Origin of the sequence: Bradyrhizobium sp. CCBAU 11357, from assembly GCF_028128865.1 — a bacterium.
Taxonomy (GTDB): domain Bacteria; phylum Pseudomonadota; class Alphaproteobacteria; order Rhizobiales; family Xanthobacteraceae; genus Bradyrhizobium.
On sequence record NZ_LBJW01000101.1, the window covers coordinates 57,068 to 79,041 of the forward strand.

The 21,974-nt window shown below is 65.1% G+C and carries 23 protein-coding genes; 9 read left to right on the forward strand and 14 right to left on the reverse strand.

The genetic code is table 11. From position 1 onward, the window contains the following. The first annotated feature begins 116 nt into the window (after positions 1–116). The gene (locus XI05_RS19135; protein WP_271504512.1) at positions 117–818 is read left to right on the forward strand and encodes a FecR family protein; all 702 of its coding nucleotides are present in this window, start codon (positions 117–119) and stop codon (positions 816–818) included. A gap of 2 nt (positions 819–820) precedes the next feature. Next, positions 821–1,951, forward strand: coding sequence for a hypothetical protein (locus XI05_RS19140; protein WP_271504515.1), 1,131 nt, complete (start codon positions 821–823; stop codon positions 1,949–1,951). Positions 1,952–2,092: 141 nt separating this feature from the next. Here the strand turns inward: XI05_RS19140 and XI05_RS19145 are convergent, their stop codons facing one another. The 3 genes from XI05_RS19145 to XI05_RS19155 all read right to left on the reverse strand — a co-directional run bounded on the left by XI05_RS19145 (position 2,093) and on the right by XI05_RS19155 (position 3,686). Further along, entirely contained in the window at positions 2,093–2,581 is a 489-nt protein-coding gene (locus XI05_RS19145; protein WP_271504519.1) for a VOC family protein, read from the reverse strand. A gap of 31 nt (positions 2,582–2,612) precedes the next feature. After that, positions 2,613–3,041, reverse strand: coding sequence for a VOC family protein (locus XI05_RS19150; RefSeq protein ID WP_271504522.1), 429 nt, complete (start codon positions 3,039–3,041; stop codon positions 2,613–2,615). A 126-nt stretch (positions 3,042–3,167) separates the two neighbouring features. Then, a complete protein-coding gene (locus XI05_RS19155; RefSeq protein WP_128262978.1) occupies positions 3,168–3,686 on the reverse strand; it encodes a cupin domain-containing protein in 519 nt (172 codons plus the stop codon). 128 nt (positions 3,687–3,814) lie between these two features. Here XI05_RS19155 and XI05_RS19160 point away from each other — a divergent pair, with 128 nt between their 5' ends. Further along, positions 3,815–4,033, forward strand: a complete 219-nt coding sequence (locus XI05_RS19160) for a CsbD family protein (RefSeq protein ID WP_036013900.1) — start codon at positions 3,815–3,817, stop codon at positions 4,031–4,033. Positions 4,034–4,090: 57 nt separating this feature from the next. Here XI05_RS19160 and XI05_RS19165 read toward each other — a convergent pair whose 3' ends face one another. From XI05_RS19165 to ggt, 5 genes are all read right to left on the reverse strand, one after another. Continuing rightward, positions 4,091–4,555, reverse strand: a complete 465-nt coding sequence (locus XI05_RS19165; RefSeq protein ID WP_036013901.1) for an FKBP-type peptidyl-prolyl cis-trans isomerase — start codon at positions 4,553–4,555, stop codon at positions 4,091–4,093. A 61-nt stretch (positions 4,556–4,616) separates the two neighbouring features. Further along, positions 4,617–6,908 carry a xanthine dehydrogenase family protein molybdopterin-binding subunit gene (locus XI05_RS19170; RefSeq protein ID WP_271504525.1) on the reverse strand — a complete coding sequence of 764 codons (2,292 nt, stop codon included), beginning with the start codon at positions 6,906–6,908 and terminating at the stop codon, positions 4,617–4,619. Between the two features lie 2 nt (positions 6,909–6,910). Beyond that, positions 6,911–7,927 carry an FAD binding domain-containing protein gene (locus XI05_RS19175; protein ID WP_271504527.1) on the reverse strand — a complete coding sequence of 339 codons (1,017 nt, stop codon included), beginning with the start codon at positions 7,925–7,927 and terminating at the stop codon, positions 6,911–6,913. A 4-nt stretch (positions 7,928–7,931) separates the two neighbouring features. Continuing rightward, positions 7,932–8,546, reverse strand: a complete 615-nt coding sequence (locus XI05_RS19180) for a (2Fe-2S)-binding protein (RefSeq protein ID WP_271504530.1) — start codon at positions 8,544–8,546, stop codon at positions 7,932–7,934. Between the two features lie 168 nt (positions 8,547–8,714). Further along, entirely contained in the window at positions 8,715–10,301 is a 1,587-nt protein-coding gene (gene ggt, locus XI05_RS19185; protein ID WP_271504532.1) for a gamma-glutamyltransferase, read from the reverse strand. Between the two features lie 195 nt (positions 10,302–10,496). Here ggt and trhO point away from each other — a divergent pair, with 195 nt between their 5' ends. After that, positions 10,497–11,255 (forward strand): oxygen-dependent tRNA uridine(34) hydroxylase TrhO, encoded by a 759-nt coding sequence (trhO, locus tag XI05_RS19190; protein ID WP_271504535.1) that lies wholly within the window; start codon positions 10,497–10,499, stop codon positions 11,253–11,255. Further along, the gene (locus XI05_RS19195; protein ID WP_197955420.1) at positions 11,245–11,463 is read left to right on the forward strand and encodes a SlyX family protein; all 219 of its coding nucleotides are present in this window, start codon (positions 11,245–11,247) and stop codon (positions 11,461–11,463) included. Before trhO ends, XI05_RS19195 begins: the two co-directional genes overlap by 11 nt. 5 nt (positions 11,464–11,468) lie before the next feature. On the opposite strand, the gene XI05_RS19200 is transcribed toward XI05_RS19195, so the two are convergent. Both XI05_RS19200 and XI05_RS19205 read right to left on the reverse strand, forming a co-directional pair. Then, entirely contained in the window at positions 11,469–13,370 is a 1,902-nt protein-coding gene (locus tag XI05_RS19200; RefSeq protein WP_271504537.1) for a diguanylate cyclase, read from the reverse strand. 176 nt (positions 13,371–13,546) lie between these two features. After that, positions 13,547–13,762 (reverse strand): hypothetical protein, encoded by a 216-nt coding sequence (locus XI05_RS19205; RefSeq protein WP_271504540.1) that lies wholly within the window; start codon positions 13,760–13,762, stop codon positions 13,547–13,549. A 106-nt stretch (positions 13,763–13,868) separates the two neighbouring features. On the opposite strand from XI05_RS19205, the gene hemE reads away from it, so the two are divergent. Next, positions 13,869–14,903 carry a uroporphyrinogen decarboxylase gene (hemE, locus tag XI05_RS19210; RefSeq protein WP_271504543.1) on the forward strand — a complete coding sequence of 345 codons (1,035 nt, stop codon included), beginning with the start codon at positions 13,869–13,871 and terminating at the stop codon, positions 14,901–14,903. Positions 14,904–15,071: 168 nt separating this feature from the next. Here hemE and hemC read toward each other — a convergent pair whose 3' ends face one another. The 3 genes from hemC to XI05_RS19225 all read right to left on the reverse strand — a co-directional run bounded on the left by hemC (position 15,072) and on the right by XI05_RS19225 (position 18,546). Continuing rightward, positions 15,072–16,052 carry a hydroxymethylbilane synthase gene (gene hemC / locus XI05_RS19215; protein WP_271504547.1) on the reverse strand — a complete coding sequence of 327 codons (981 nt, stop codon included), beginning with the start codon at positions 16,050–16,052 and terminating at the stop codon, positions 15,072–15,074. A 24-nt stretch (positions 16,053–16,076) separates the two neighbouring features. Beyond that, the gene (locus XI05_RS19220) at positions 16,077–17,702 is read right to left on the reverse strand and encodes a GMC family oxidoreductase (RefSeq protein ID WP_271504550.1); all 1,626 of its coding nucleotides are present in this window, start codon (positions 17,700–17,702) and stop codon (positions 16,077–16,079) included. A gap of 253 nt (positions 17,703–17,955) precedes the next feature. Next, positions 17,956–18,546 carry a TetR/AcrR family transcriptional regulator gene (locus XI05_RS19225; protein ID WP_271504553.1) on the reverse strand — a complete coding sequence of 197 codons (591 nt, stop codon included), beginning with the start codon at positions 18,544–18,546 and terminating at the stop codon, positions 17,956–17,958. Positions 18,547–18,828: 282 nt separating this feature from the next. Here XI05_RS19225 and XI05_RS19230 point away from each other — a divergent pair, with 282 nt between their 5' ends. After that, a complete protein-coding gene (locus XI05_RS19230; protein ID WP_271504556.1) occupies positions 18,829–19,194 on the forward strand; it encodes a nuclear transport factor 2 family protein in 366 nt (121 codons plus the stop codon). Between the two features lie 11 nt (positions 19,195–19,205). Here XI05_RS19230 and XI05_RS19235 read toward each other — a convergent pair whose 3' ends face one another. Next, positions 19,206–20,150: a hypothetical protein gene (locus XI05_RS19235; protein ID WP_271504559.1), complete on the reverse strand. Its 945-nt coding sequence runs from the start codon at positions 20,148–20,150 to the stop codon at positions 19,206–19,208. 297 nt (positions 20,151–20,447) lie between these two features. Between XI05_RS19235 and XI05_RS19240 the strand changes: the two genes are divergently transcribed. Both XI05_RS19240 and XI05_RS19245 read left to right on the forward strand, forming a co-directional pair. Beyond that, positions 20,448–21,008: a TetR/AcrR family transcriptional regulator gene (locus XI05_RS19240; RefSeq protein ID WP_271504564.1), complete on the forward strand. Its 561-nt coding sequence runs from the start codon at positions 20,448–20,450 to the stop codon at positions 21,006–21,008. 66 nt (positions 21,009–21,074) lie between these two features. Further along, positions 21,075–21,935, forward strand: a complete 861-nt coding sequence (locus tag XI05_RS19245) for a DMT family transporter (RefSeq protein ID WP_271504566.1) — start codon at positions 21,075–21,077, stop codon at positions 21,933–21,935. Positions 21,936–21,974: the final 39 nt, after the last annotated feature.

The following is a 21,974-nucleotide window of genomic DNA, read 5'->3' on the forward strand; positions in this document are numbered from 1 at the left end:
ATTCTGCCGCAACTGTCACTAAGCATGACGCACGTCCTGCGCCGCTTGTGATAATTCCGCCACATCGGAAGCGGGCGCGATCCGGTACGATCAGGGACACATCGATCGGTTGCGAAATGAATTTGCGTTTTTGGCTTTTACCCACACTGCTCACGGCCGCAATCTGCGCGGCGTCCGGCGCCAAGGCGCAGACGCGCGTCGGCGAGGCCGTCGTGATTCAGAACGAAGTGGTGCGCGTCGCCGCGACCACGACGCCGATCAATGTCGGCGACAGCATGCTGCGCGACGAGACCGTGCGGACCGGCGCCGACAGCGCGGCGCGTTTCGTGATGGCCGACAGCACCAACCTGTCGCTCGGCCCGAGCGCAACGCTGAAGCTCGACCGCACCGTCTTCAACGACGAGCACAGCTATCGTGACGTCGCGATCCGCATGACCACGGGCGCCTTCCGCTTCGTCACCGGACGCTCCGACAAGGCCGCCTACAAGATCACGACGCCACTCGCCACCATCGGCGTGCGCGGCACCACCCTCGACATTCTCTCGCAGCGCGGGCGCTCCGTCGTCGTGCTTCAGGACGGCGCGGCCAGCGTCTGCACGAAGAGCGGCCAGTGCGTGCAACTCACGCAGCCCGGCGACACCGCCATCATCACATCGACCGGCGGCAAGGTGAGCATCACCAGGACCAACGCGCCGCCCTGGACCTTCGCCGCCAATTGCGCCGCGAGCGCCGGGTTATGCGCGGTCAACCAGTACGCCGGCGCCTCGCCGACCATCACGCCTGCCGTCCAGGACGACGGCATGCTGTGCGGGCGGTGACGATGGCGCCCCCCGGCTTCAGACGAATCATCCTCTCGGGCGCATTGATGGCGGCGGCCGTTCTTGCCTTCGCGACGCTCAACGCGAGTCCGGCTACAGCCCAAGCGTCGTGCCAGTCCGAGTGTACCCAGCCGACGCCAACGCCTACACATTCTCCCTCACCTTCGCCCTCCCCGTCACCGAGCCCCTATCCGTCGCCCACGCCAAGCCCGTATCCGTCGCCGAGCCCGACACCGACCGGCGCGGATTCCAGCGGCAATTCGATCGGCGGTCTCGCCAATCAGCGCTTCAACCAGATGATCACCAACCGGGTGCTCGGCACGGTGCTGCTCGGTGTCAACGAGCAGGTCAATTGCAACGACTGCATCAGCGCGTTCGGCTCCGCCGGCTCGTTCTCGGCCGGCATCCACGGCCGCAAGGAACTGACCAACAATCTGTCGCTGCTCGCCGGCATCGCCTACACGCATTACAACGAGGGCGGCTACAAGATCACGAGCGCACCGATCGGCGCCTTCGCGCTGCGCTATGATTTCACCGACTGGGGCTCGTCGCGCCCGTTCTTCGACGTCGGCGCGATCCTGACGCCGTGGGAGAAGGCTCGCTACACGCGCAGCTACGACACCAGTCTCGGCCCGGTGAGCGTGACGAGCTCGACCAACGCGTCCAACTACGCCGTTTACGGTCGCGCCGGCTGGATGAGCCGCCTCTCGCCGCGCGACGAGGTCGCGGCCTCGATCGAGGTCTGGCAGCTCTGGCAACGCGTCTCCGGCTATAGCGACAGCGCGGTGGCATTCAATCCGTTCGACGCCAGCATCGCTGATGGCACCGACCGCACCAGCCTCGTCAAGATCGGCGGCCAGTGGACGCATCTGTTCGGCAGCAACATCGAGACCAACATCAATGGCGGCTGGGTGCAGTCCTTTGCGAGCCACAGCGGCATCGTCGCCACCGTGACCGGCCAGGGCACGGTGGTGCCGACCATGGGCAACCAGGGCTGGTTCGAATATGGCGGCCGGCTCGGCTTCCGCGTGCAGAAGGGCTGGATCGTGGACCTTTTCGCCAACGGTACGCTCGGCCCGCAGCCGGTCGGCAACACGATCCATGGCGGCGTGGGGCTACGGATTAATTACTAGCCGGCGGGCACAGTTTCGTAGGGTGGGCAAAGGCGCAAGAGCGCCGTGCCCACCATCTGTCTCTATTTGCGAAAGGTGGTGGGCACGCTTCGCTTTGCCCACCCTACGGCAGTGAGTGTGGGGCAGCCACCTGTGCTGACGTCACGCCGCCGACTTGCCTTCGAACGCGCGCCGCAACACCTCGACGTCCAGCTTCACCATCTTCATCATCGCCTGCATCGCGCGCGCGGCTGCGGCCTTGTCGGGGCTCGACAGGAACTCGAACATCACCTTCGGCACGACCTGCCAGGCCACGCCCCAGCGATCCCTCAGCCAGCCGCACTGCTCCGCCTTGCCGCCATGGGCGAGGAACGCCTTCCAGACGCTGTCGACCTGGGCCTGGTCGTCGCAGTGGATCATCAGCGAGATCGCATGGGTGTATTCCATCTTCATGCCGCCATTGAGCGCGACCAGCGGCTGCCCGGCCACCGTGAACTCGACGACGAGCACGGAGCCTTCCTTGCCGGACGGGCCATCCGCAACGTTGCGCTGAACGTGCGTGATCGCCGAATTCGGGACCAGCGAGACGTAGAATTTTGCAGCGTCCTCGGCATCGCCGTTGAACCACATGCAGGGCACGAGCTTGGACATGATGAATGCTCCTCGTGAGGTTGGTATCTGCTCAGGCGTTCGCCAAGTCGGGCTGCAGAGGGGCGGCCGCAAGATCCATCCAGTTCACCCCCCACATGTGCCCGTCCGGATCCTCGAAGCTGCGGCCGTACATGAAGCTGTATTCGTCCTTCGGGCCGGGATCGGCCACCCCGCCCGCCGCCTCCGCCTTGCCGACGATCTCGTCGACCTCGTTGCGGCTGTCCGCGGACAAGCAAAACAGCACCTGGTTCGAGGTCTTGGCGTCCGCGATCGGCTTCGGCGTGAACTGGCGAAATTTGTCGTGGGTCAGCAGCATGGCGAAAATGGTCTCGGAAAAGACCATGCAGCTCGCGGTGTCGTCGCTGAATTGCGGGTTCTTGACCGCGCCGACGGCCTCATAGAAGGCGGTCGCGCGCTTGAGGTCGGTCACCGGCAGGTTGACGAAGATCATCTTGGGCATCGGAAGCTCCTTGGCGGGGTTCTGCCCAAGGACGGACGGCCAGGCCGCTATCCGACACCGCTTCCGACAAATTTTTGGACCCCGATCCGCGGGGTCTGTCGCACCGCCCCCGCCCCCTGAAGGGTCTTACTTCTTCTCGTTGGGATCGCGGTGCACCGGGTCGATCCACAGCACGGTCTCGGGCTTCTCGACCGGCTCGATGTCGAGGTTGATCGCCACCGCCTCGCCGTCGCTGCGCACCAGCACGCATTCCAGCACCTCGTCCGGGCTGGCGTTGATCTCCTGATGCGGCACGTAAGGCGGGACGAAGATGAAATCCCCGGGGCCGGCCTCCGCGGTGAACTGCAGGCTCTCGCCCCAACGCATGCGCGCCTTGCCCTTCACGACGTAGATGACGCTTTCGAGATGGCCGTGGTGATGCGCGCCGGTCTTGGCGTCCGGCTTGATGCTGACGGTGCCCGCCCACAATTTCTGGGCGCCGACGCGGGCGAAATTGATCGCGGCTGCACGGTCCATGCCCGCTGTCGACGGCACATTGGTATCGAGCTGATTGCCGGGAATGACGCGAACGCCGTCATGTTTCCAGCGGTCATCATGATGATGACCATGGTCATGATGGGAATGCGAATGGTCATGGCCGGTCATTGGACTTGCTTTCTGTTGGTTCCGTGCGCGGCAAACTAACCCAAAGCCGCAGCCGCAAGCCATACCAAAATCGGAACCCTCGTAGCCGCCCAGCGTTGTCGTTCCAAGCAACTCGAAAGGAGATTTTCATGGGCAGCACGACCGACAAGATCAAGGGCACCGCCAACGAGGCGATCGGCAAGGCCAAGCAGGGCGTCGGTGAAGCCACCGGATCCGATCGCATGAAGGGCGAGGGCGTGGTGCAGGAAGTGAAGGGCAAGGGCCAGCAGGCCATGGGCGATGCCAAGGACGCCGCGAAGGATGCGATGGATCGCGCCGCCGCTGCGGCTCGCCGCGCCGCGGAGTGACGCGCGTAAGATTGAAATGAAAAGACCGGCCGCAAGGCCGGTCTTTTTGTTGTGCCGTCACTTCACCGCGAGCAATTCCACGTCGAACATCAGCGTCGCGTTCGGCGGGATCACGCCGCCGGCACCGCGGGCACCGTAGCCGAGCTGCGGCGGGATGATCAGCGTGCGCTTGCCGCCGACCTTCATCGAGGCGACGCCCTCGTCCCAGCCGGCGATGACGCGGCCCTTGCCGATCGGAAACTCGAACGGCTCCTTGCGGTCGACCGAGCTGTCGAATTTCTTGCCCTTCTGGCCGTTCTCATAGAGCCAGCCGGTATAGTGCATCACGCAGATCTGACCGGGCTGCGGCGAGGCGCCGGTGCCGACGGTGGAGTCGATGATCTGCAAGCCTGAAGCTGTGGTCATGGTCTTTCCTGCGGTCTGGGCCGAGGCCGTGGTGGAAACGAAATGCGACACGCTGGCGATCACGGTGATCGCGAGTGCCGACATCAGGGCGAGGAGCGCGCGCTGGAAACGCTGCATTAAACACCTTCCGTTTGAGGCGGGAGGTGTCTAACCCAAGGCGGTCGCCGTTTCCACCCCTTTAGACCTCGATATTTTCCAGCCGCACCGGCAGCTTGCGGATGCGCTGGCCGGTGGCGTGATAGATCGCGTTGCAGATCGCCGCATTGGTGCCGACATTGGCGAGCTCGCCGAGGCCCTTTGCGCCCACCGGATTGATATGATCGTCCTGCTCGGACAGCATGATCACCTCGACGCCGGGCACATCGGCATTCACGGGCACGAGGTAATCGGCAAGATTGTCGTTGACGTAGCGCGCATAGCGCTCATCGATCTCGGTGGCTTCCAGCAACGCCGAGGACATGCCCCAGATCAGGCCACCCATGAGCTGGCTGCGTGCGGTGCGCGGATTCATGATCCTGCCTGCCGCGAACGCGCCGACCAGGCGGGGGCAGCGGATCTCGTGCGTGAAGCGATTGACGCGGACCTCGACGAATTCGGCGCCGAAGGCGTAGGCGATCTTGTCCTTCATTTGGTGGCCGCCGACCAGCCGTACCTGCCCATTGTGCATGGCGCGGAAGGAGTCCATCGGCGCGCCTTCCGGCTTCCACTCGCCATATTCTTCGACCACGCCGACGCCGAGCGCATCGAACGCCTTCTCGATATCGAGCGGACGATCGCCCTTGACCGCCTGGGTCGACGGTGCCGGGCTGATGCCGACGGTCTCCTTCGCCTTGTCGGCGAGGCTGTCGCTCGGCATCACCGCCTTGAGCAGGCGCTGTCGGATCTGATCGCACACCATCATCACGGCCGAGCAGGTGCTGGCGGTCGAGTTGGAGCCGCCGGCAACCGGCGCCGGGGGCAGGTCGCTATCGCCCATGAAGACCGCGACCTTTTCCAGTGGCACGCCGAGCCGCTCGGCCGCAGTCTGGGCTATGACGGTGTAGGCGCCGGTGCCGATCTCGTGGCCGGCGATCTCGACGCGAGTGCGGCCGTCACGCTGCAGTCGCACGCGTGCGGCGGACGGCGCCATCGCCGTCGGATAGCAGGTGGCGGCGCAGCCGTAGCCGATCAACCAGTCGCCATCGGACGTCGATTTCGGTTGTGGCGATCGCTGCGACCAGCCGAACGCCCTGGCGGCTTCGTCGAAGCACGCCATGAGCGATCGCGACGTGTAGGGCTTGCCGTCAATGGGATCCCTGGTGGCGTCGTTGATACGGCGAAGCTCGACCGGATCCATGTTCAGTTTGACGGCGAGCTCGTCCAGCGCGCTCTCCAGCGCGAACAGATACGGCACCTCCGGGGGCGACCGCATGAAGCCGGGCGTGTTGCGATCGGCGCGCACGATCGACACCAGGCTGTCCACGTTCGGACAGGCATAGAGCCGTGTCGTGGTCTTGGTGCCGCCGACGCAATAGGCATCGGGGCGCGAGGAGACTTCAGCCCCCTCATGCCTCAAAGCGACCAGCTTGCCGTCCCGGCTGGCACCAAGCTTGATCTCATGCCGCGTCTCGGCGCGGTAGGTCGCGATGGTAAAGCCCTGGTCGCGGGTCGGGACCAGCTTGATGGGGCGGTTCAGGCGCCTGGCAATGGCGGCGATGATGGCGGTCCGCGGTGTCATCGAGCCGCGCGCGCCGAACCCGCCGCCGACATAGGGATTGACCACGCGCACCTTGTCGGCGTCGATGCCGAGCTGCTCGGCCACGCCGTTCTTCAGGCCATAGACATACTGGCTGCCCTCATAGATGACGAGACTGTCGCCCATCCAGGCGCAGCTGGTCGTGAACAGCTCCATCGGATTGTGGTGCTGCGTCGGCGTGTCGTAGGAAGCGGTGAACTTGACCTCGGCCGTATCGAACGCCTTGGCGAAATCACCGACCTTCGGGTCCTCCTTGAACTGCGAACTTTGTCCTTTCGCGGCGGCTGTCGTCGTCCCCGGCGAATCGAAGGTCGCGCTGGGCGCAGCAGCCGTGTAGCTGACCTTGACGCGGTTGGCCGCCTCGCGCGCGGCCTCGTAACTCTCCGCGACCACCACGGCGATGATCTGGCCGTCATGGGCGATTTCGGCCGATTTCAGCGGCTGGATCGTGGTGCCGGCATAGCCGCCATTGCTGAACAGCTTCGAGTCCTTCAGCTTCGGGGCGTTCTCGTGCGTGACGATGTCGATCACGCCGCGGACGCGCTTGGCATCGTCAAACTCGAAGCGGTCGATGCGGCCCTTGGCGATGGCGCTGGTGACGAGGAACGCGTAGGCCGGATTGTCCAGCGGCATGTCGGAGGCATAGGTCGCCCGCCCCGTGACCTTTACGGCCGCATCATAGCGCGGCACGGGCTGCCCCATATTCGTCTTGGGCCCGGGAGCTGCAGCGGTCATGATCAGATCTCCATCGTTACGGCCTGCTGGAGCGCGCGTGCCACCACACGCTTGCCGAGCGCGATCTTGAAGCTGTTGTGCCGGCGGCCGCGGGCGTCTGCAAAAGCTGCATCGGCAACACGTTGCGCGAGGCCGTCATCGAACTTCTGTCCCTTCAACAGCGCCTCCGCCTCACGCGCGCGCCAGGGCACGGTGGCGACGCCGCCGAGCGCGACGCGCGCGTCCCGGATCGTGCCGTCCTGGACGTCGAGCGCGATCGCGGCCGAGGACAGCGCGAATTCGAAGGATTGCCGGTCACGCGTCTTGAGATACACCGAGCGCGGCCAGCGTCCGGAAATCGAGAACGCCGAGATCAGCTCGCCGGGCTGAAGCGCAGTCTCGATGTCAGGCGTGCTGCCCGGCGCCTTGTGAAGCTGCGCGAACGGCATGCTGCGCGTACCGGCCTTGCCGGTGATCTCGACCATCGCATCGAGCGCGATCAGCGCCTGCGCGAAATCGCCGGGATAGGTCGCGATGCAATGTTCGGAGACGCCGAGCACCGCATGCATGCGATTGACGCCATCCATTGCGGCACAGCCGGAGCCGGGATTGCGCTTGTTGCAGTTCTCATAGGAGACATCGCGGAAGTAGTTGCAGCGCGTCCGCTGCATCACGTTGCCGCCGAGCGTTGCCATGTTGCGCAGCTGGGCGCTGGCGGCGAGCTTCAGCGAATCCGCGATCACCGGATAGCTGCGCTGGATCTCGGTGTGCGCGGCGACGTCGGACATCCTTGCCAGCGCGCCAAGCCGCAAGCCATCCCCGCCTGGCGCGATCGCCGACCAGACGTTGGCCAGCGGATTGATATCGACGATCGCAGTGGGCCGCATCACGTCGAGCTTCATCAGATCGACCAGCGTGGTTCCGCCGGCAAGCGGCTGCGCCGCCGCCTTCGTCAGCGGATCGTTGGCGGCCGCGGCGGCGCCGAGCGCCTGCACGGCCATGTCGGGGTCTGATGCTCTCTGGTACGAAAACGGTCGCATGCGCCTAGCCTTTCATGATCTCGGGCGCGGCCTGCTTCACGGCGGCGACGATGTTGGGATAGGCGGCGCAGCGGCAGATGTTGCCGCTCATGTATTCGCGGATGTCGGCCTCGCTGCCGGCATGGCCCTCCTTCACGCACGCGATCGCCGACATGATCTGACCGGGCGTGCAATAGCCGCACTGGAACGCATCATGGTCGATGAAGGCCTGCTGCATCGGGTGCAAGCGGTCGTCGGTGGCGAGGCCTTCGATGGTCGTGATCTCCTGCCCTTCGGCGGCGAGGGCCAGCGTCAGGCACGACACCACGCGGCGATCGTCGATCAGCACCGTGCAGGCGCCGCACTGGCCGTGGTCGCAGCCCTTCTTGCTGCCGGTGAGCTTGAGATGTTCGCGTAAGGCATCGAGCACCGTGGTGCGCGCATCGATGCTCAGGCGCTTGTCCGTGCCGTTGACGCGCAGCGTGACGTCGACGGGAAGCGACGGATCCTGCGCCGCTGGCGCCCGCGCGTCCTCGGGCGTCGCGCGCGCCGTCATCGGTATCAGCGCGCTGCCCGCCGCACCGGCGATGAAGGCGCGTCGGTCGAATCCGGATGATCTGGAACCTGGTTGGTCGGGCATGGCAGGCCTCCGCCGCTGATCTGCAAAAGCAGCGCACGCCTGCACCGCTCATCGCCCCTTAACCGGAAGCAATGAGTGCAGTTCCGAATGAGAGAAGGGCGGCACAGCAAATGCCGCGCCGCCCTTTGTCAACTTTTCCTGATCTCGCGTGGGGAACTGCGCGGGCGATCAATAACCCAGCGCGCAGCCGTCCTTGCGCGGATCGGAGCCGCCGGTCAGCGTGCCCTTGTCCCAATCGATCCAGATAGCCTGGGCGCCGCCGAGCGGGCCGACCACGCTGGTGGTCTTGTGGCCCAGCTTCTTCAGGCCCTCCACGATGGCGGCCGGCACGCTGTCCTCGAGCTGATACTGGCCCTCGTAGTGCAGACCGCGCGGCATGTCGATCGCCTCCTGCACGTCGCAGCCGTAGTCGAGGATGTTGGTCAGGAGGTGAGTCTGGCCGGTTGGCTGGTACTGGCCGCCCATGACCGCGAACGACATCGTGGAACGGCCGCCCTTGGTGAGCAGGCCCGGCATGATCGTGTGCAGCGGGCGCTTGCCCCCTTCGATGCAGTTGGGATGGCCGGGCTGGATGCGGAAGCCTCCGGCGCGATTCTGGAACAAGACGCCGGACTTGTTCGAGACGATCGCCGAGCCGAAGGAATGCGCAACCGAGTTGATGAACGAACAGACGTTGCGGTCCTTGTCCACGACCGTGATGTAGATGGTCGAGGGATTCATCGGCGGCGCGACGTTCGGCAGGTCGAGCATGCCGTCGATGCGGATCTTGCTGATGTACTCGTCGGCAAAGCCCCTCTCGAGCATCTCGGCGACGTTGATCTTCATGTGCTCGGGCGAGGCGACATGCATCTCGCGGTTCATGTAGGCGATGCGTGCCGCTTCCGCCTCGAGATGGAAGCGCTCGACGCTCACTGGCGCATACTTGGTCAGATCGAAGCGCGACAGGATGTTGAGCATCAAGAGCGCGGTGACACCCGGGCCGTTCGGCGGGCACTGCCAGACGTCGTAACCCTTGTACATGGTGCCGATCGGCGTGGTCACTTCGGTCGTGTGCGCGGCGAAATCGTCGAGCGTGTGCAGGCCGCCGATGCCCCTGAGGGTCTCGACCATGTCCTCCGCGATCTCGCCCTTGTAGAAGGCGTCGCGGCCGTTCTTGGCGATCGCGCGCAGCGTCTTGCCGAGCTCGGCCTGGCGGATGACGTCGCCTGCGACCGGCGGCTGGCCGCCCGGCAACAGATAGCGCACGGTGTTGGTGCCATCCTTCAGCTTCTCGAACTGGTTCTTCCAGTCGAAGGCGATGCGGGGCGCGACGACATAGCCTTCCTCGGCCGCCTTGATCGCGGGCTGGAGCAAACGGTCGAAACCGAACTTGCCGTGATCGCGCAGCACTGTGGCAAAGGCGTCGATCACGCCGGGGATCGAGACCGCATGCGCCGAGGTCAGCGGCACGGAGTTGATCTTGCGCTCGAGATACCAGTCGGCATTCGCCGCCTTCGGCGCGCGGCCGGAGCCGTTATAGGCGACGATCTTGCCCTCGCCCCGCGGCTGGATCAGCGCAAAGCAATCCCCGCCGATGCCGGTCGATTGCGGCTCGATCACGCCGAGCAGGGCCGAGCCGGCGACCGCCGCGTCCACCGCGGTGCCGCCCTCGCGCAGCACCTCGATCGCGGCGAGCGAGGCCTGCGGATGCGAGGTCGCCACCATCGCGTTGGTGGCGTGGACCGTGGACCTGCCGGGGAAATGGAAGTTTCTCATCGAATGTCTTGCTCTCTTGGCCGTCGGCGCGATGGGCGCGCCATCTCGAAAACGCGTCTACATGACACATTCCCGCCCGGCGGGGCAATGCTGGCATACCAGGAAAATGGCAGCCATCCGCTGGGCGTATAGACCTTTTTCCGGCTTTCGCGATGCGGGTTTTCCGGGCGCGGGCCGCCTGCTAAACGAGCGGCCATGAAAACGGCTTACAAGGTCTGCGCCTTCTATCAATTCGTCGCCCTCCCGGATTACCGCGAGCTGCGCGAGCCGCTGCGCGCTTGCTGCGCCGGACTTGGGCTGAAGGGCAGCGTGCTGCTGGCGCAGGAGGGCATCAACGGCACGATCGCCGGCGTAGCGGAGGCAATCGACGCCTTCGCTCGTGAGCTCGCACACGGCGACATGTTCGGCGGCAGGCTGAACAATCTCGAACTGAAATTCTCCGCTGCGGAGGCGATGCCGTTCGGACGGCTGAAGGTGCGGCTGAAGAGGGAGATCGTCACGCTGGGCGATGCGGCCGCCGATCCGACGCGCCAGGTCGGCACCTATGTCGATGCGCGCGAATGGAACGCGCTGATCGCGGCACCCGACACGCTCGTGCTCGACACCCGCAACGCCTTCGAGGTCGCGATGGGGACGTTCGAGGGCGCGGTCGATCCCGGCATCAAGAGCTTCGGCCAGTTCAAGGACTTTGCCGCCGAGCAGCTCGATCCGGCACGGCACCGCAGGATCGCGATGTTCTGCACCGGCGGCATTCGCTGCGAGAAGGCGAGCGCGCATCTGCTCGCGCGCGGCTTTGCCGAGGTCTATCACCTCAAGGGTGGCATCCTGAGATATCTGGAAGAGGTGCCGGAGGCGCAGAGCCGCTGGCGCGGCGAATGCTTCGTGTTCGATGAGCGCGTGGCGCTCGGCCACGGCTTGCGCGAGCGAAACAAGGACGTAACGCGTGACGAATGAGATCAAGACGCTGAGCGAGCGCATCGACACGCTGGAGACGCGCCTCGCCTATCAGGACGACACGATCGAGACGTTGAACCAGACCATCACCGCGCAGTGGAAGCAGATCGACAGGCTGACGCGACAGATCGCGGAGCTCAATGCTCGGCTGCAGGAGGCCGAGGCAAATGCGCCAGGGCCGGCCAACGAGCCTCCGCCGCATTATTGAGCGGGTTACTGGCCGGACGCCTTGGGCAGCAGGTCCATGACCTCGCCGGACATCACCAGGCGGTTGCGGCCTGCGGCCTTGGCGGCATAGAGCGCCCGGTCGGCAGCTTCGACCAGCGCAGCGACTCCCGCGGTTCGTTCGAACGCCGGCCGGCAGGCTGCGCCGCCAAGCGAGGCAGTGACGCATCCGGCCGCCAGGTTGCTGCCATGAGCGAGGCCGGCCTCGTGAATGGCGTTGCGGATCCGTTCGCCGATCCGGGCGCAGCCGGCGGCGTCGATGCTCGGCAGCAGCATGGCGAATTCCTCACCGCCATAACGCGCCGCCAGATCGCCGGCGCGCTGCGCTTCGGCGGCGATGATCTTTGCGATCAGGCGCAGGCACGCATCGCCCGCGGGATGGCCGTATTCATCGTTGTAGGCCTTGAAGTGGTCCACGTCGATCATCAGCAAGGCAAGGCTGGATCGGTCGCGATAGGCACGCGCCCATTCCTCCTTCAGACGCTCGTCGAAGCGGCGGCGATTGGCAAGGCCGGTGAGGCTGTCCTCGATCGCCAGCGTCTCGAGTCTGGTTTCCAGCTTCTTGTGCTCGGTGATGTCGCGGGAGATCGCGACCACACCGTCGACGCGGCCATCGTCCTTGCGCGTCACCCGCATGGTCGATTCCAGCCAGATCTCGCCGTTCTGCCGGTGCGAGTTGCGGTAGGTGAGACGCGCCTCCTCCTTCTCGCCGCGCTTCATGGCGTCGACGATCGCCTGGACCTCCGGCAGATCCTCCGGATTGACACCCGCGAGGGCCGGCGAACCGATCAGCTGGTTTGGACGCCAACCGACGACGCGGACCGACGAGGGTGAGACATAGCGCAGCCGCTCATCGAGGCCGATGCGGGTCACCATGTCGCTGGAGCCTTCGGCCAGCAGGCGGAAATGCGCCTCCGTCTCGGCCAGCGCGACGGCCATGCGCTGGCCGCGCTGCAACTGCCGCACCAGCACGCCGCCGATCACCGCGATCAGCATCACCAGCGCGAGCACGTAGAGCATGCGGGAGACTGCCGCCGCGCGCCAGGGCCCGAGCAGCTCGTCCTTGTCGACGGTGGCAAGCAGGAGGAGCGGGAAGCGGCTGCTGCGATTGAAAAAGCTGACGCGTTCGGCGCCGTCCAGCGGCGACGTGAAATGATAGGCGCCACTCGGCCGTTGCAGGCTCGGCTCGCGGAACAGCGGCTTGTCGGCGACGCTACGCCCGACGAATGTCTGGTTGCTGGGATTGCGCGCGACGATCAGGCCGTCGCCATGCGCCAGTGACACGGAGCTGTTGCGGCCGATCTCGAACTGCTCGTAGAAGTGCGAGAGATATTTCGAGCTGATGCTCGCGAGCACCACGCCGCCGAAGCTGCCGTCCTGCTTGTTGAAGCGGCGTGACAGGGTGACGACCCATTCGCCGTCCAGCAGGCTCTTCACGGGACGGCCGACATGGGCCTCGCGCTTCGGCGAGAGCTGGTGATATCTGAAGAACGCATCGTCGCTGAAGGTGGCGCCGGTCGTACCGGGCGAGGTCAGCCAGTTGCCCTGATCGTCGATGATGGCGAGGCTGTGAATGCGCGCGATCGCCTTCTTGCGCGCGTCCAGCAAGGTGCGCAGCTTGCCGATCGTGGCCGGCGCTGTGCCGTCCATCTCCAACCGGCTGACCACGCCGACGACACCGGAATCCAAGAGATCGAGGCTGTCCTCGGCATGCTGGGTCAGCGAACGCGCAACGTTCGCCATCTCCGTCTCGGCGCCCTTGAGCACCGCTTCGCGTGCCGTCCATTCGCGCCAACCGCTGACGCCGAGGATGGTCGCGCAGGTCAGCGCGACGAAAGCCGCCGCGCGCAGCGGCAGGCGGCTCCATCCGGCTCGTTGGGTAGCACTCATGCGACAGGGTCCTCCGATCGTTCGGAAACCTCTGCCGCTTCTGTTATTTAATCCTGAAATCCCTACCGGAATACGCGGCGGTTTCCGCCCTTTCCAGTAGTCTTACGGACGCGACAATCGGCGCATCGCTAACAGGACATTAGCGGGCCTAGCGGATTCCGGCGCGCCCGACGCCGCTAGCTGAAGATGGCCTTAACCTTGGCCCAGAACGAGGGATGCTCGGCGTCGGCATCAGCCTTCGAGGGCGTCGGCTGCGCGGCGCTCACGGGATCGGAGGCTGGGAACGTGTCCCTCAGCCCGTTGTCGAGCTTGGACTGCCGATCGGCAGCGAGCGCCTCGCGCAGGTCTTCGGCGTGCTTGTCGTGCGGCGCCGGATTGAATGTCTCAGCCATGATCTCCTCCATTGGCTGGTCAACGCGGCCCGATCGTCCAGGTTCCCCTGTTCCGCTGAGGGCCGCGGCGGTGTATCAGGAGGCACAACCCTGTTCAGGACCATTCGTGCCCCAGTCTTCGACGAAACCCTTCATCGACGTGCTCTCCGGCCAGCGCCAGTCCGTGCCGCCCATGTGGATGATGCGCCAGGCCGGGCGCTACCTGCCGGAATATCGCGAGGTGCGCGCCAAGGCGGGCGGTTTCCTCGATCTCTGCTTCAACCCGGAGCTCGCGGCCGAGGTGACGCTGCAGCCGATCCGAAAGTTCGGCTTCGACGCGGCGATCATCTTCTCCGACATTCTGGTGATCCCCTATGCGCTCGGACGTGAGGTGCGGTTCGAGGTCGGCGAGGGCCCGCGGCTCGAGCCGCTGGACGATCCGGCCAAGGTGGCGACGCTGGCACCGCGCGCAGATTTCGGCAAGCTCGAGCCGGTGTTCGAGGCGCTGAAGATCGTGCGCGGCGCGCTCGATCCCAAGGTTGCGCTGATCGGCTTCTGCGGCGCGCCGTGGACGGTGGCGACCTACATGGTCGCGGGCCACGGCACGCCGGACCAGGCGCCGGCCCGGATGATGGCCTACCGGCATCCCGAAGCTTTCTCTGACATCATCGACGTGCTGGTCGACAACTCGATTCAATATCTGCTGGCACAGCTCGCCGCCGGCGCCGACGCGTTGCAGATCTTCGACACCTGGGCGGGCGTGCTGCCGCCGACCGAGTTCGCGCGCTGGTCGGTCGAGCCGACGCGGCGCATCGTGGAGGGCGTAAGGGCCAAGGTGCCGGACGCGAAGATCATCGGCTTCCCGCGCGGCGCCGGCGCGCTGCTACCGGCCTATGTCGAGGCGACTGGCGTCAACGCGGTCAGCATCGACTGGACCGCGGAGCCGGCCTTCATCCGCGAGCGGGTGCAGAGCAAGGTCGCCGTACAGGGCAATCTCGATCCGCTGGTGCTGATCACGGGCGGCGCCGCGCTCGACCGCGCCGTCGACAACGTGCTGGCCAATTTTGCTGCCGGGCGGCTGATCTTCAATCTCGGCCACGGCATCCAGCCGGAAACGCCGATCGCCCATGTCGAGCAGATGATCAGGCGCGTGCGCGGCTGATTTGTTTCGCCATTTGGGGCGAGGCAAAACAAAAGTGCGAAAACAACCCCATGCACAGTAGCCAAGTCATTGAAAACCTTGGACTTGCATGACTCGCCTGTGCGTTTTGACTTGTCGGGCAAAACAGGCGCAGAATGGCATCATCGCAGATCGTGATTTCGGCAGGGCTTACCTTGGCCGGCTGCGCTCGATGATCTCCGCTGCACCCTTCGCCAGCAGGTCCAATCCCACCGCGCGGCCGAGTTCGCGCGGGCGGTTGGCGGGCCCTTTGCGCGAAGCTTCGATGATGGTGTTGCCGGAGAGATCGAGCACCGAGGCGGTGAGCGACATCTGATCGCCTGTGATGGTCGAGAAGCCCGCCACCGGCGAATTGCAGTGCCCGTTGAGCACCCACAGCACCTCGCGCTCGGCGTCGGCGGAAGCGTGCGCGGAGGCGTCGTCGATCGACGACAGGATCTGTCGCGTTTGCCAGTCCTGCGCGGCGCATTCGACCGCGACGATGCCCTGCCCTGCCGCCGGCAGCATCTCCGCCGCGGTGAATTCGTAGGCGATGCGATGCGCCAGCCCGACGCGATCCAGGCCCGAGCGCGCCATGATCAGCGCATCGGCCGGCCCGACTGCGCCGCCATCCGGAAGGCGCTGCTTCTCGCCATTGTCGAGCTTCCGCACCCTTGTGTCGGCGGCCCCACGGAAATGGATCACCTCCACCTCCGGGAATAACCGCCGCGCATAGGCGGCGCGGCGCACCGCATTGGTGCCGATCTTGAAACCCTTGCCGCGGGACTGCCGCAGCGCCTCCACCGTCACACCCTCGCGCAGCACCAGCGCGTCGCTCGGCGGATCGCGCGACAGCGTGGCACCGATGACGAGGCCGGGCGTGTCCTCGTTGCCGGGCATGTCCTTCAGCGAATGCATCGCCGCCTGGAGCTCACCGGTCAGCACGGCGGCGCGGATTTGAGCCACGAAGGCACCGCCCTTGCCGCCATGCGGCAACAGCTTGCTGGTCTGGTCGAGATCGCCCGTGGTGTCGAATTTGACGATCTCGACGTCGAGGCCCGGCACGGCGGCGGTCAGACGGTGCGCAATCTCTTCCGTCTGTGCCAGCGCCATGGCGCTCTTGCGTGTGCCGATCCGAAATCGATTAGCCAAGTCGAACGTCCTTTCAGGGCGAATTTATCGCGCATCCTCCAATATCATGTCGGAGGCCTTCTCGGCGATCATGATGATCGGCGCATTGGTGTTCCCCGACACCAGGTCGGGCATGACCGAGCCGTCGACGACGCGCAAGGCTTCGAGACCCCTCACCTTCAGCCGCTGATCGACCACCGCGAGCGCGTCGTTGCCCATACGACAGGTCGAGGTCGGATGATAGATGGTGCTGCCCCGGTCGCGGCAATAGTCCAGGATCTCGGCGTCCGTGGATACCTTCGCCCCGGGATCGTACTCGTCCACCACGAACGGCTTCAGCGCCGGTGCGTTCAATATCTTGCGCAGGATCTTGATGCCCTCGACGTTGGTGGTGCGGTCGGTCTCGGTCGACATGTAGTTGATGCGGATCTCCGGCGGCACGGCCGGGTCTGCGCTCTTGATGCGCAAGGTGCCGCGGCTCTCGGGACGGAGCTGGCAGACAGAGGCGGTGAATCCGGAGAAGGCGTGCAGCTTCTCGCCCATCTTGTCGGTCGAGAACGGCAGGAAGTGCACCTGGATGTCGGGCGAGGCGAGGCGCGGATTGGTCTTGAAGAACGCGCCGGCCGTGCCGGCGGCGATCGTCAACCAGCCTTTCCGGAACAGTGCATAGCGTGCGCCGGCCATGGTGCGGCGAAGTGGATGATTGATGGTGTCGTTGAGGGTGATCTTCTGCGAGCAGCGCATCACGATGCGGACCTGCATGTGATCCTGCAGATCGTGACCGACGCCCGGCGCGTCCATCACCACCTCGATGCCGTGCCGGCGCAGAAGGTCGGCGGGGCCGACGCCGGAGAGCTGGAGCAGCTGCGGCGAATTGTAGGCGCCGCTCGACAGCACCACCTCCTTGCGCGCACGGGCGCGGCGCAAGGAGGCGCCTTGCCGGTATTCGACGCCGACCGCTCGGCGCCCTTCGAACAGGATGCGCTGAGCGTGTGCGGAGGTCTCGATTTTGAGGTTGCTGCGCGCCTTCGCAGGACCGAGATAGGCGACCGAAGTCGAGGCGCGGCGGCCGTTGCGCGTCGTGGTCTGGAACAGGCCGACGCCTTCCTGCGTCGCGCCGTTGAAGTCAGAATTGTAGGGCAGACCGCTCTCGACTGCGGCATCGATGAAGGCTTTCGACAGCGGATCGGTCACGATCATGTTGGAGACCGGCAGCGGCCCGCCCGTGCCGTGATAATGATCGGCGCCCCGCGACTGGTTCTCGGCCTTCTTGAAATAGGGCAGCACATCGTCATAGCCCCAGCCGGTGTTGCCGAGCTGGCGCCAGCGGTCGTAATCCTCGTGCTGGCCGCGGACATAGAGCAGGCCGTTGATCGAGCTCGATCCGCCCAGCGTTTTTCCGCGCGGCTGGAATACTTGACGGCCCTTGAGCTCGGGCTCCGGCTCGGTCTGGTACATCCAGTTGACGCTCTTCTCCTTGAACAGCTTGCCGTAGCCGAGCGGAACGTGGATCCAGATGTTGGAATCCTTCGGGCCGGCCTCGAGCAGCAGCACGCTGTGCTTGCCGTTCGCCGAAAGCCTGTTGGCGAGCACGCAGCCGGCGGAGCCGGCGCCGACGATGATGTAGTCGAATTCGGGATCGGTGTGTGCGAGGGAGGAAATTGCGTTCATGCGCTACTGTTCTTCTTGTTGGCGTGGGCGTTTCCAGTTCGTCACTTCACCTCTGCCCGACGGGGAGAGGTCGGATTGCGCGCGGCGATGCGAAGCATCGTCCGTAGCAATCCGGGTGAGGGGCCGCAACGGCAAGCGAGACCGTAACCCCTCACCCGGATCGCATCTTCGATGCGATCCGACCTCTCCCTACGGGAGAGGTGATCCGAGTGCGGTGTCAACCGCCCACATCACTAACTCCGCATTAGCACGATCATGGCGTGACCCGCAGCGCTTCCACCAGCGACTTGAACGCACGGGCATATTCCGCGCCCGCCTTGGCGATATCGGCGCGGCCGGCGCAGGCGACCGCGGCCTCCGTGGCCGCCCCGAGCAGCAGCCGCGCGAGCGGCTCGACAGGCTGCCGTGCGATCAGACCGGCCTCCATCGCGGCGGAGAGCGCGCGCGGCATCTTGCCGCCAAAGTGCTGCGCATCGATCTCGCGCCAGCGTTCCCAGCCAAGCACCGCCGGGCCATCGCGCAGGATGATCTGGCCGGTCGGCCCCTTGGCGGTCGCTGCGAAGTAGTGCTGGGTGCCGGCGACCATGGCGGCGAGCACGTCCTTCTCGGCGCGTGCCGTGCGGTCGATCTCGGCAACGAGGTCGCGCGAGACCTGATCGAACACGGCCTCGAACACCGATTCCTTGGTCTTGAAGTGATGATAGACCGCGCCCTTGGCGACCGAGGCGCCTTCGGCAATGTCGTCCATGGTGGTGGCGGCAAAGCCGTGCGTCCCGAACAGGCGCCGCGCCGCCGTCAGGATCGCCTCCGATGTCGCCGCCCGCCGTTCCGCCTGTTTGGCCATGGGTCTCGTCTCCACCTCTCCCCACCGGGGAGAGGTCGGATTGCGCAGCAATCCGGGTGAGGGGCTGCGCTGCAGCGTTGGGTAAGACTGCAACCCCTCACCCGGATCGCATCTGCGATGCGATCCGACCTCTCCCTACGGGAGAGGTGTTTCGAGTTCTTGGCTCACATCGACTCAATCTTCCTTCCCGTCTAGTCGAATTCAGTTCAGGCGGCCAGTTGACTTTTCGACCATCGGTCGGTAATTACCGACTACAAGTCGGTTTTAACCTGTGAGGTCCCCATGCCGAGCCGCGAGATCGTCGAAGCCTTTGCGAAGCGGCTGGAGGATGGCGACTTCGTCGGCGCGATCCTCGACTACTACGCCCCTGATACCGCGACCTATGAGAACCTCGCCGCGCCCGTGGTCGGACGCGACAAGCTCGCGGACAAGGAGCGCGGCGTGCTGGCGGCGTTCAAGGAGGTCACTGCCGTGCGCCTCGGCCCGAGCCTGATCGATGGCGACGTCGTCGCCAGCCGCTGGAAATTCTCCTTCACGGGCGCCGATGGTGTGACGCGGACGCTGGAGGAGATCGCGTGGCAGACCTGGCGCGGCAATGAGATCGTCGAGGAGCGCTTCTTCTACGATCCGAAGCAGCTCGGACGCTGACCCGGAATGCCCTATCGGTACAGCACCACCACAGCCAGACCGACGAGAGGCGCAAGAAACTGAACGGCCTGCCACCGCGAGCCATCGATCGACCAGCGTCCGTAGAAGACGGTGCCGCCGCGTTGGGCAGGCGACGCCGGTTGATCCCGAAATGCCTTCCACCGCGCCTCGGCAGGCCCGAGAAAATCTTCCGGCTTGACCGCCATGTCGGCGCTGTTCAGCACCACCTGCATCGTCTCGCCTTTCGGCTGGAACATGGCCTCCGCCCCCGGTGGCGAGAAGAAGCTGCGCTTCGCGGCGATATGCTGCTCATAGAAATCCTGACCGACCGTGACGGCCGCAGCGTATGGACTGACGTACGGCACCCCCGAGATGCCGGGAACGACGAGATGGCCCACCCCACGCACCTCCTGCCAGGGAATGAAGAGACCCTTGAGCCACGGCCTGTGAAAGTGGATGCCCGCGGAAGACATGGAGACGACGGCCCGGTCCGAATAGAAGTGCCGGTAGGACGAGAACGCGATCCATCCCAATCCCAGGTAAAGCATCATCCAGCCGAAAACATTCAGCGATGGATTCACGAGATGGCTCCAATAGAGACTGCGCACGGTCCCGACATAGCTGGAGCGGCCGCTTGGCCCGCCGACCAACACGCTGATCACACCGATCACGCCGGCGACGATGATCAGGACAAGGACGCCGATCAACAATTCAAGAAGCAATGGCAGGCCGGACCGCCCGATCAGGGTCGTCAGTGCATAGCCTGCGAACGCCAGACCCAACAGGGCCAGATAGACGACGGCCAAAACGGCACCATTCTGGCCGCGGCTCTCGGCGTGCAGCGCGACCGCAAGGCCGGCGACGCAGGCCCACATGGCCCAGGGAAGGCGGTCCATCCGCCATTTGTCCATCGTGTATCCGACAATTGCCGAAACATCGGCTGAAGGCTCGCTCATGGACAGGCCCTCGGGATCTCGAATGCATGCAGTGCCGACGCGGCGCGCGGTGCCGGTCGGTCCACCGAACGTATCATGCCACAGAGGGAGGCGTCTCGATCGGTCCAAGTGCGGCAAAAAGCCGATCGAGCGACGCATGAGGCCTGACCTTACACCCATTCGGAAGGGCTGAATTGCGGGCGCCATCAGCAAGTCCCGTGCGCCGCTTGCCATTTAAGGACTGATCGGTCTATATATGTTGGCATGAGGCAGACAACACCGCCGCGGGTGCCTCGCGGCCGGCCGCGAAATTTCGATATGGAGATCGCCGTCGAGCGCGCGATGGAGGTGTTCTGGTCGCGTGGCTATCATGCCACGGCGCTGCCCGACCTGCTTCGTGCGACGCGGTTGTCGCGGGGCAGCCTCTACGCCGCTTTCGGTGACAAGCATTCGCTGTTCTTGCGCGCGCTTGATCGCTACATCGCGGATGCCTTGAGGCGTATGGAGGGGGAATTCGATCCTCGCAACGATCCGGTGGCGGGCCTGCGGGCCTACCTTGCCGGCTACGTCGAGCGCACCAGCGGGAGCAACGGTCGGCGCGGATGCCTCCTGGTGGCCACTGCCATGGAATTGGCCGGCCGGGATGCCGAAGTCGGTCGCCGCGTTGCGAGCTTCTTCAGGGCCATGGAAGCCAAGGTGACGGATGCACTGTCCCGCGCGAAAGCGGCCGGCAAGTTGGCCGACGGTGTCGAGCCCGCGATCGCCGCCAACATTCTCGTCTGTTTCGTCGAAGGACTGCGTGTAGTCGGCAAGACAGCTCCGGCACGGGTCGCATCGCAAGCCGCCGCCGACGCTCTCGTCGGCCGCTTCCTAAAGTAATCCCATGGATGCCTTGGCGTATCGGCGCATCCATATATGGACTGATCGGTCTTGAAAAGGTGAGCCATGTCTGGCATCCAGATCGTTTGCGCCATCACCGTTCCCATGATCTGGGGATATCAGTTCGTGGCCATCAAGGTGGGCGTCGCCGAGTTTCCGCCGCTGTTCTTCCTCGCGCTACGCTTTCTGGCCATCGCGGTGCTGCTCGTTCCCTTCGTCGACAGGCCCACGCGTCGACAACTCGGTCCTGTTGCGGCCATTTCGCTGTTCCTGGGCGGACTGAATTTCGGGCTCTTCTATGTCGGCCTTGGACTCGGCTCGGGAAGCATATCGGCCGTCGCGTACCAGCTCGCCACGCCCTTCACCATCCTGTTGTCCTGGCCCATTCTGGCGGAGAGGCCGTCTCTCGCCACCTCTGCCGGAGTCGTGCTTGCATTCGTGGGCGTGACCGTGCTCGCGGCGGAGCCGGGCCTGTCGACCAACCTGATTCCGCTGCTGCTTGTGGTTGGCGCCGCTTTTGCCTTCGCGGTGTCCAACGTCTTGACGAAGCGTTACGGCCCCCTCGATCCCTTGATGCTGATGGGGTGGTCCTCGCTGCTCACGGTACCGCAGGTCATGTTGATGTCGCTGCTGCTTGAACATGGACAAGCGGCGAGCCTTGTGACGGCGGGCGAACTTGGCTGGCTGGCGCTCGCCTACACGATCTTCGCAGGGGGAATTGTCGGGTTTGGCCTCTGGTTCTGGCTGATCGCCCGTTGCTCGATGGTGCGCGTCGCGCCCTTCGGTCTGCTGCTTCCGGTGTTTGCCTTGCTTTCGAGCGTGCTGTTTCTCGGCGACCGACTCACGCCAAAGCTGATCGTCGGCGGACTGCTCGCGATCTCCGGGGTCGCCATCACCCAGCTGAGACCGCGCCCTCGCCCCGTTTGATGTCTGGCCTGTCGGGCATTTGTATCGATTTGTTATCGA

Coding starts and splice junctions, on each gene's coding strand:
- XI05_RS19140 (WP_271504515.1), top strand. CDS start 821: ATGGCGCCCCCCGGCTTCAGACGAATCATCCTCTCGGGCGCATTGATG.
- XI05_RS19240 (WP_271504564.1), top strand. CDS start 20,448: ATGGAGATCGCCGTCGAGCGCGCGATGGAGGTGTTCTGGTCGCGTGGC.
- XI05_RS19175 (WP_271504527.1), bottom strand. CDS start 7,927: ATGCGACCGTTTTCGTACCAGAGAGCATCAGACCCCGACATGGCCGTG.
- ggt (WP_271504532.1), bottom strand. CDS start 10,301: ATGAGAAACTTCCATTTCCCCGGCAGGTCCACGGTCCACGCCACCAAC.
- XI05_RS19205 (WP_271504540.1), bottom strand. CDS start 13,762: ATGGCTGAGACATTCAATCCGGCGCCGCACGACAAGCACGCCGAAGAC.
- XI05_RS19165 (WP_036013901.1), bottom strand. CDS start 4,555: ATGCAGCGTTTCCAGCGCGCGCTCCTCGCCCTGATGTCGGCACTCGCG.
- XI05_RS19145 (WP_271504519.1), bottom strand. CDS start 2,581: ATGTCCAAGCTCGTGCCCTGCATGTGGTTCAACGGCGATGCCGAGGAC.
- trhO (WP_271504535.1), top strand. CDS start 10,497: ATGAAAACGGCTTACAAGGTCTGCGCCTTCTATCAATTCGTCGCCCTC.
- XI05_RS19180 (WP_271504530.1), bottom strand. CDS start 8,546: ATGCCCGACCAACCAGGTTCCAGATCATCCGGATTCGACCGACGCGCC.
- XI05_RS19170 (WP_271504525.1), bottom strand. CDS start 6,908: ATGACCGCTGCAGCTCCCGGGCCCAAGACGAATATGGGGCAGCCCGTG.
- XI05_RS19235 (WP_271504559.1), bottom strand. CDS start 20,150: ATGAGCGAGCCTTCAGCCGATGTTTCGGCAATTGTCGGATACACGATG.
- XI05_RS19230 (WP_271504556.1), top strand. CDS start 18,829: ATGCCGAGCCGCGAGATCGTCGAAGCCTTTGCGAAGCGGCTGGAGGAT.
- XI05_RS19225 (WP_271504553.1), bottom strand. CDS start 18,546: ATGGCCAAACAGGCGGAACGGCGGGCGGCGACATCGGAGGCGATCCTG.
- XI05_RS19135 (WP_271504512.1), top strand. CDS start 117: ATGAATTTGCGTTTTTGGCTTTTACCCACACTGCTCACGGCCGCAATC.
- XI05_RS19150 (WP_271504522.1), bottom strand. CDS start 3,041: ATGCCCAAGATGATCTTCGTCAACCTGCCGGTGACCGACCTCAAGCGC.
- XI05_RS19245 (WP_271504566.1), top strand. CDS start 21,075: ATGTCTGGCATCCAGATCGTTTGCGCCATCACCGTTCCCATGATCTGG.
- XI05_RS19200 (WP_271504537.1), bottom strand. CDS start 13,370: ATGAGTGCTACCCAACGAGCCGGATGGAGCCGCCTGCCGCTGCGCGCG.
- XI05_RS19155 (WP_128262978.1), bottom strand. CDS start 3,686: ATGACCGGCCATGACCATTCGCATTCCCATCATGACCATGGTCATCAT.
- XI05_RS19160 (WP_036013900.1), top strand. CDS start 3,815: ATGGGCAGCACGACCGACAAGATCAAGGGCACCGCCAACGAGGCGATC.
- XI05_RS19220 (WP_271504550.1), bottom strand. CDS start 17,702: ATGAACGCAATTTCCTCCCTCGCACACACCGATCCCGAATTCGACTAC.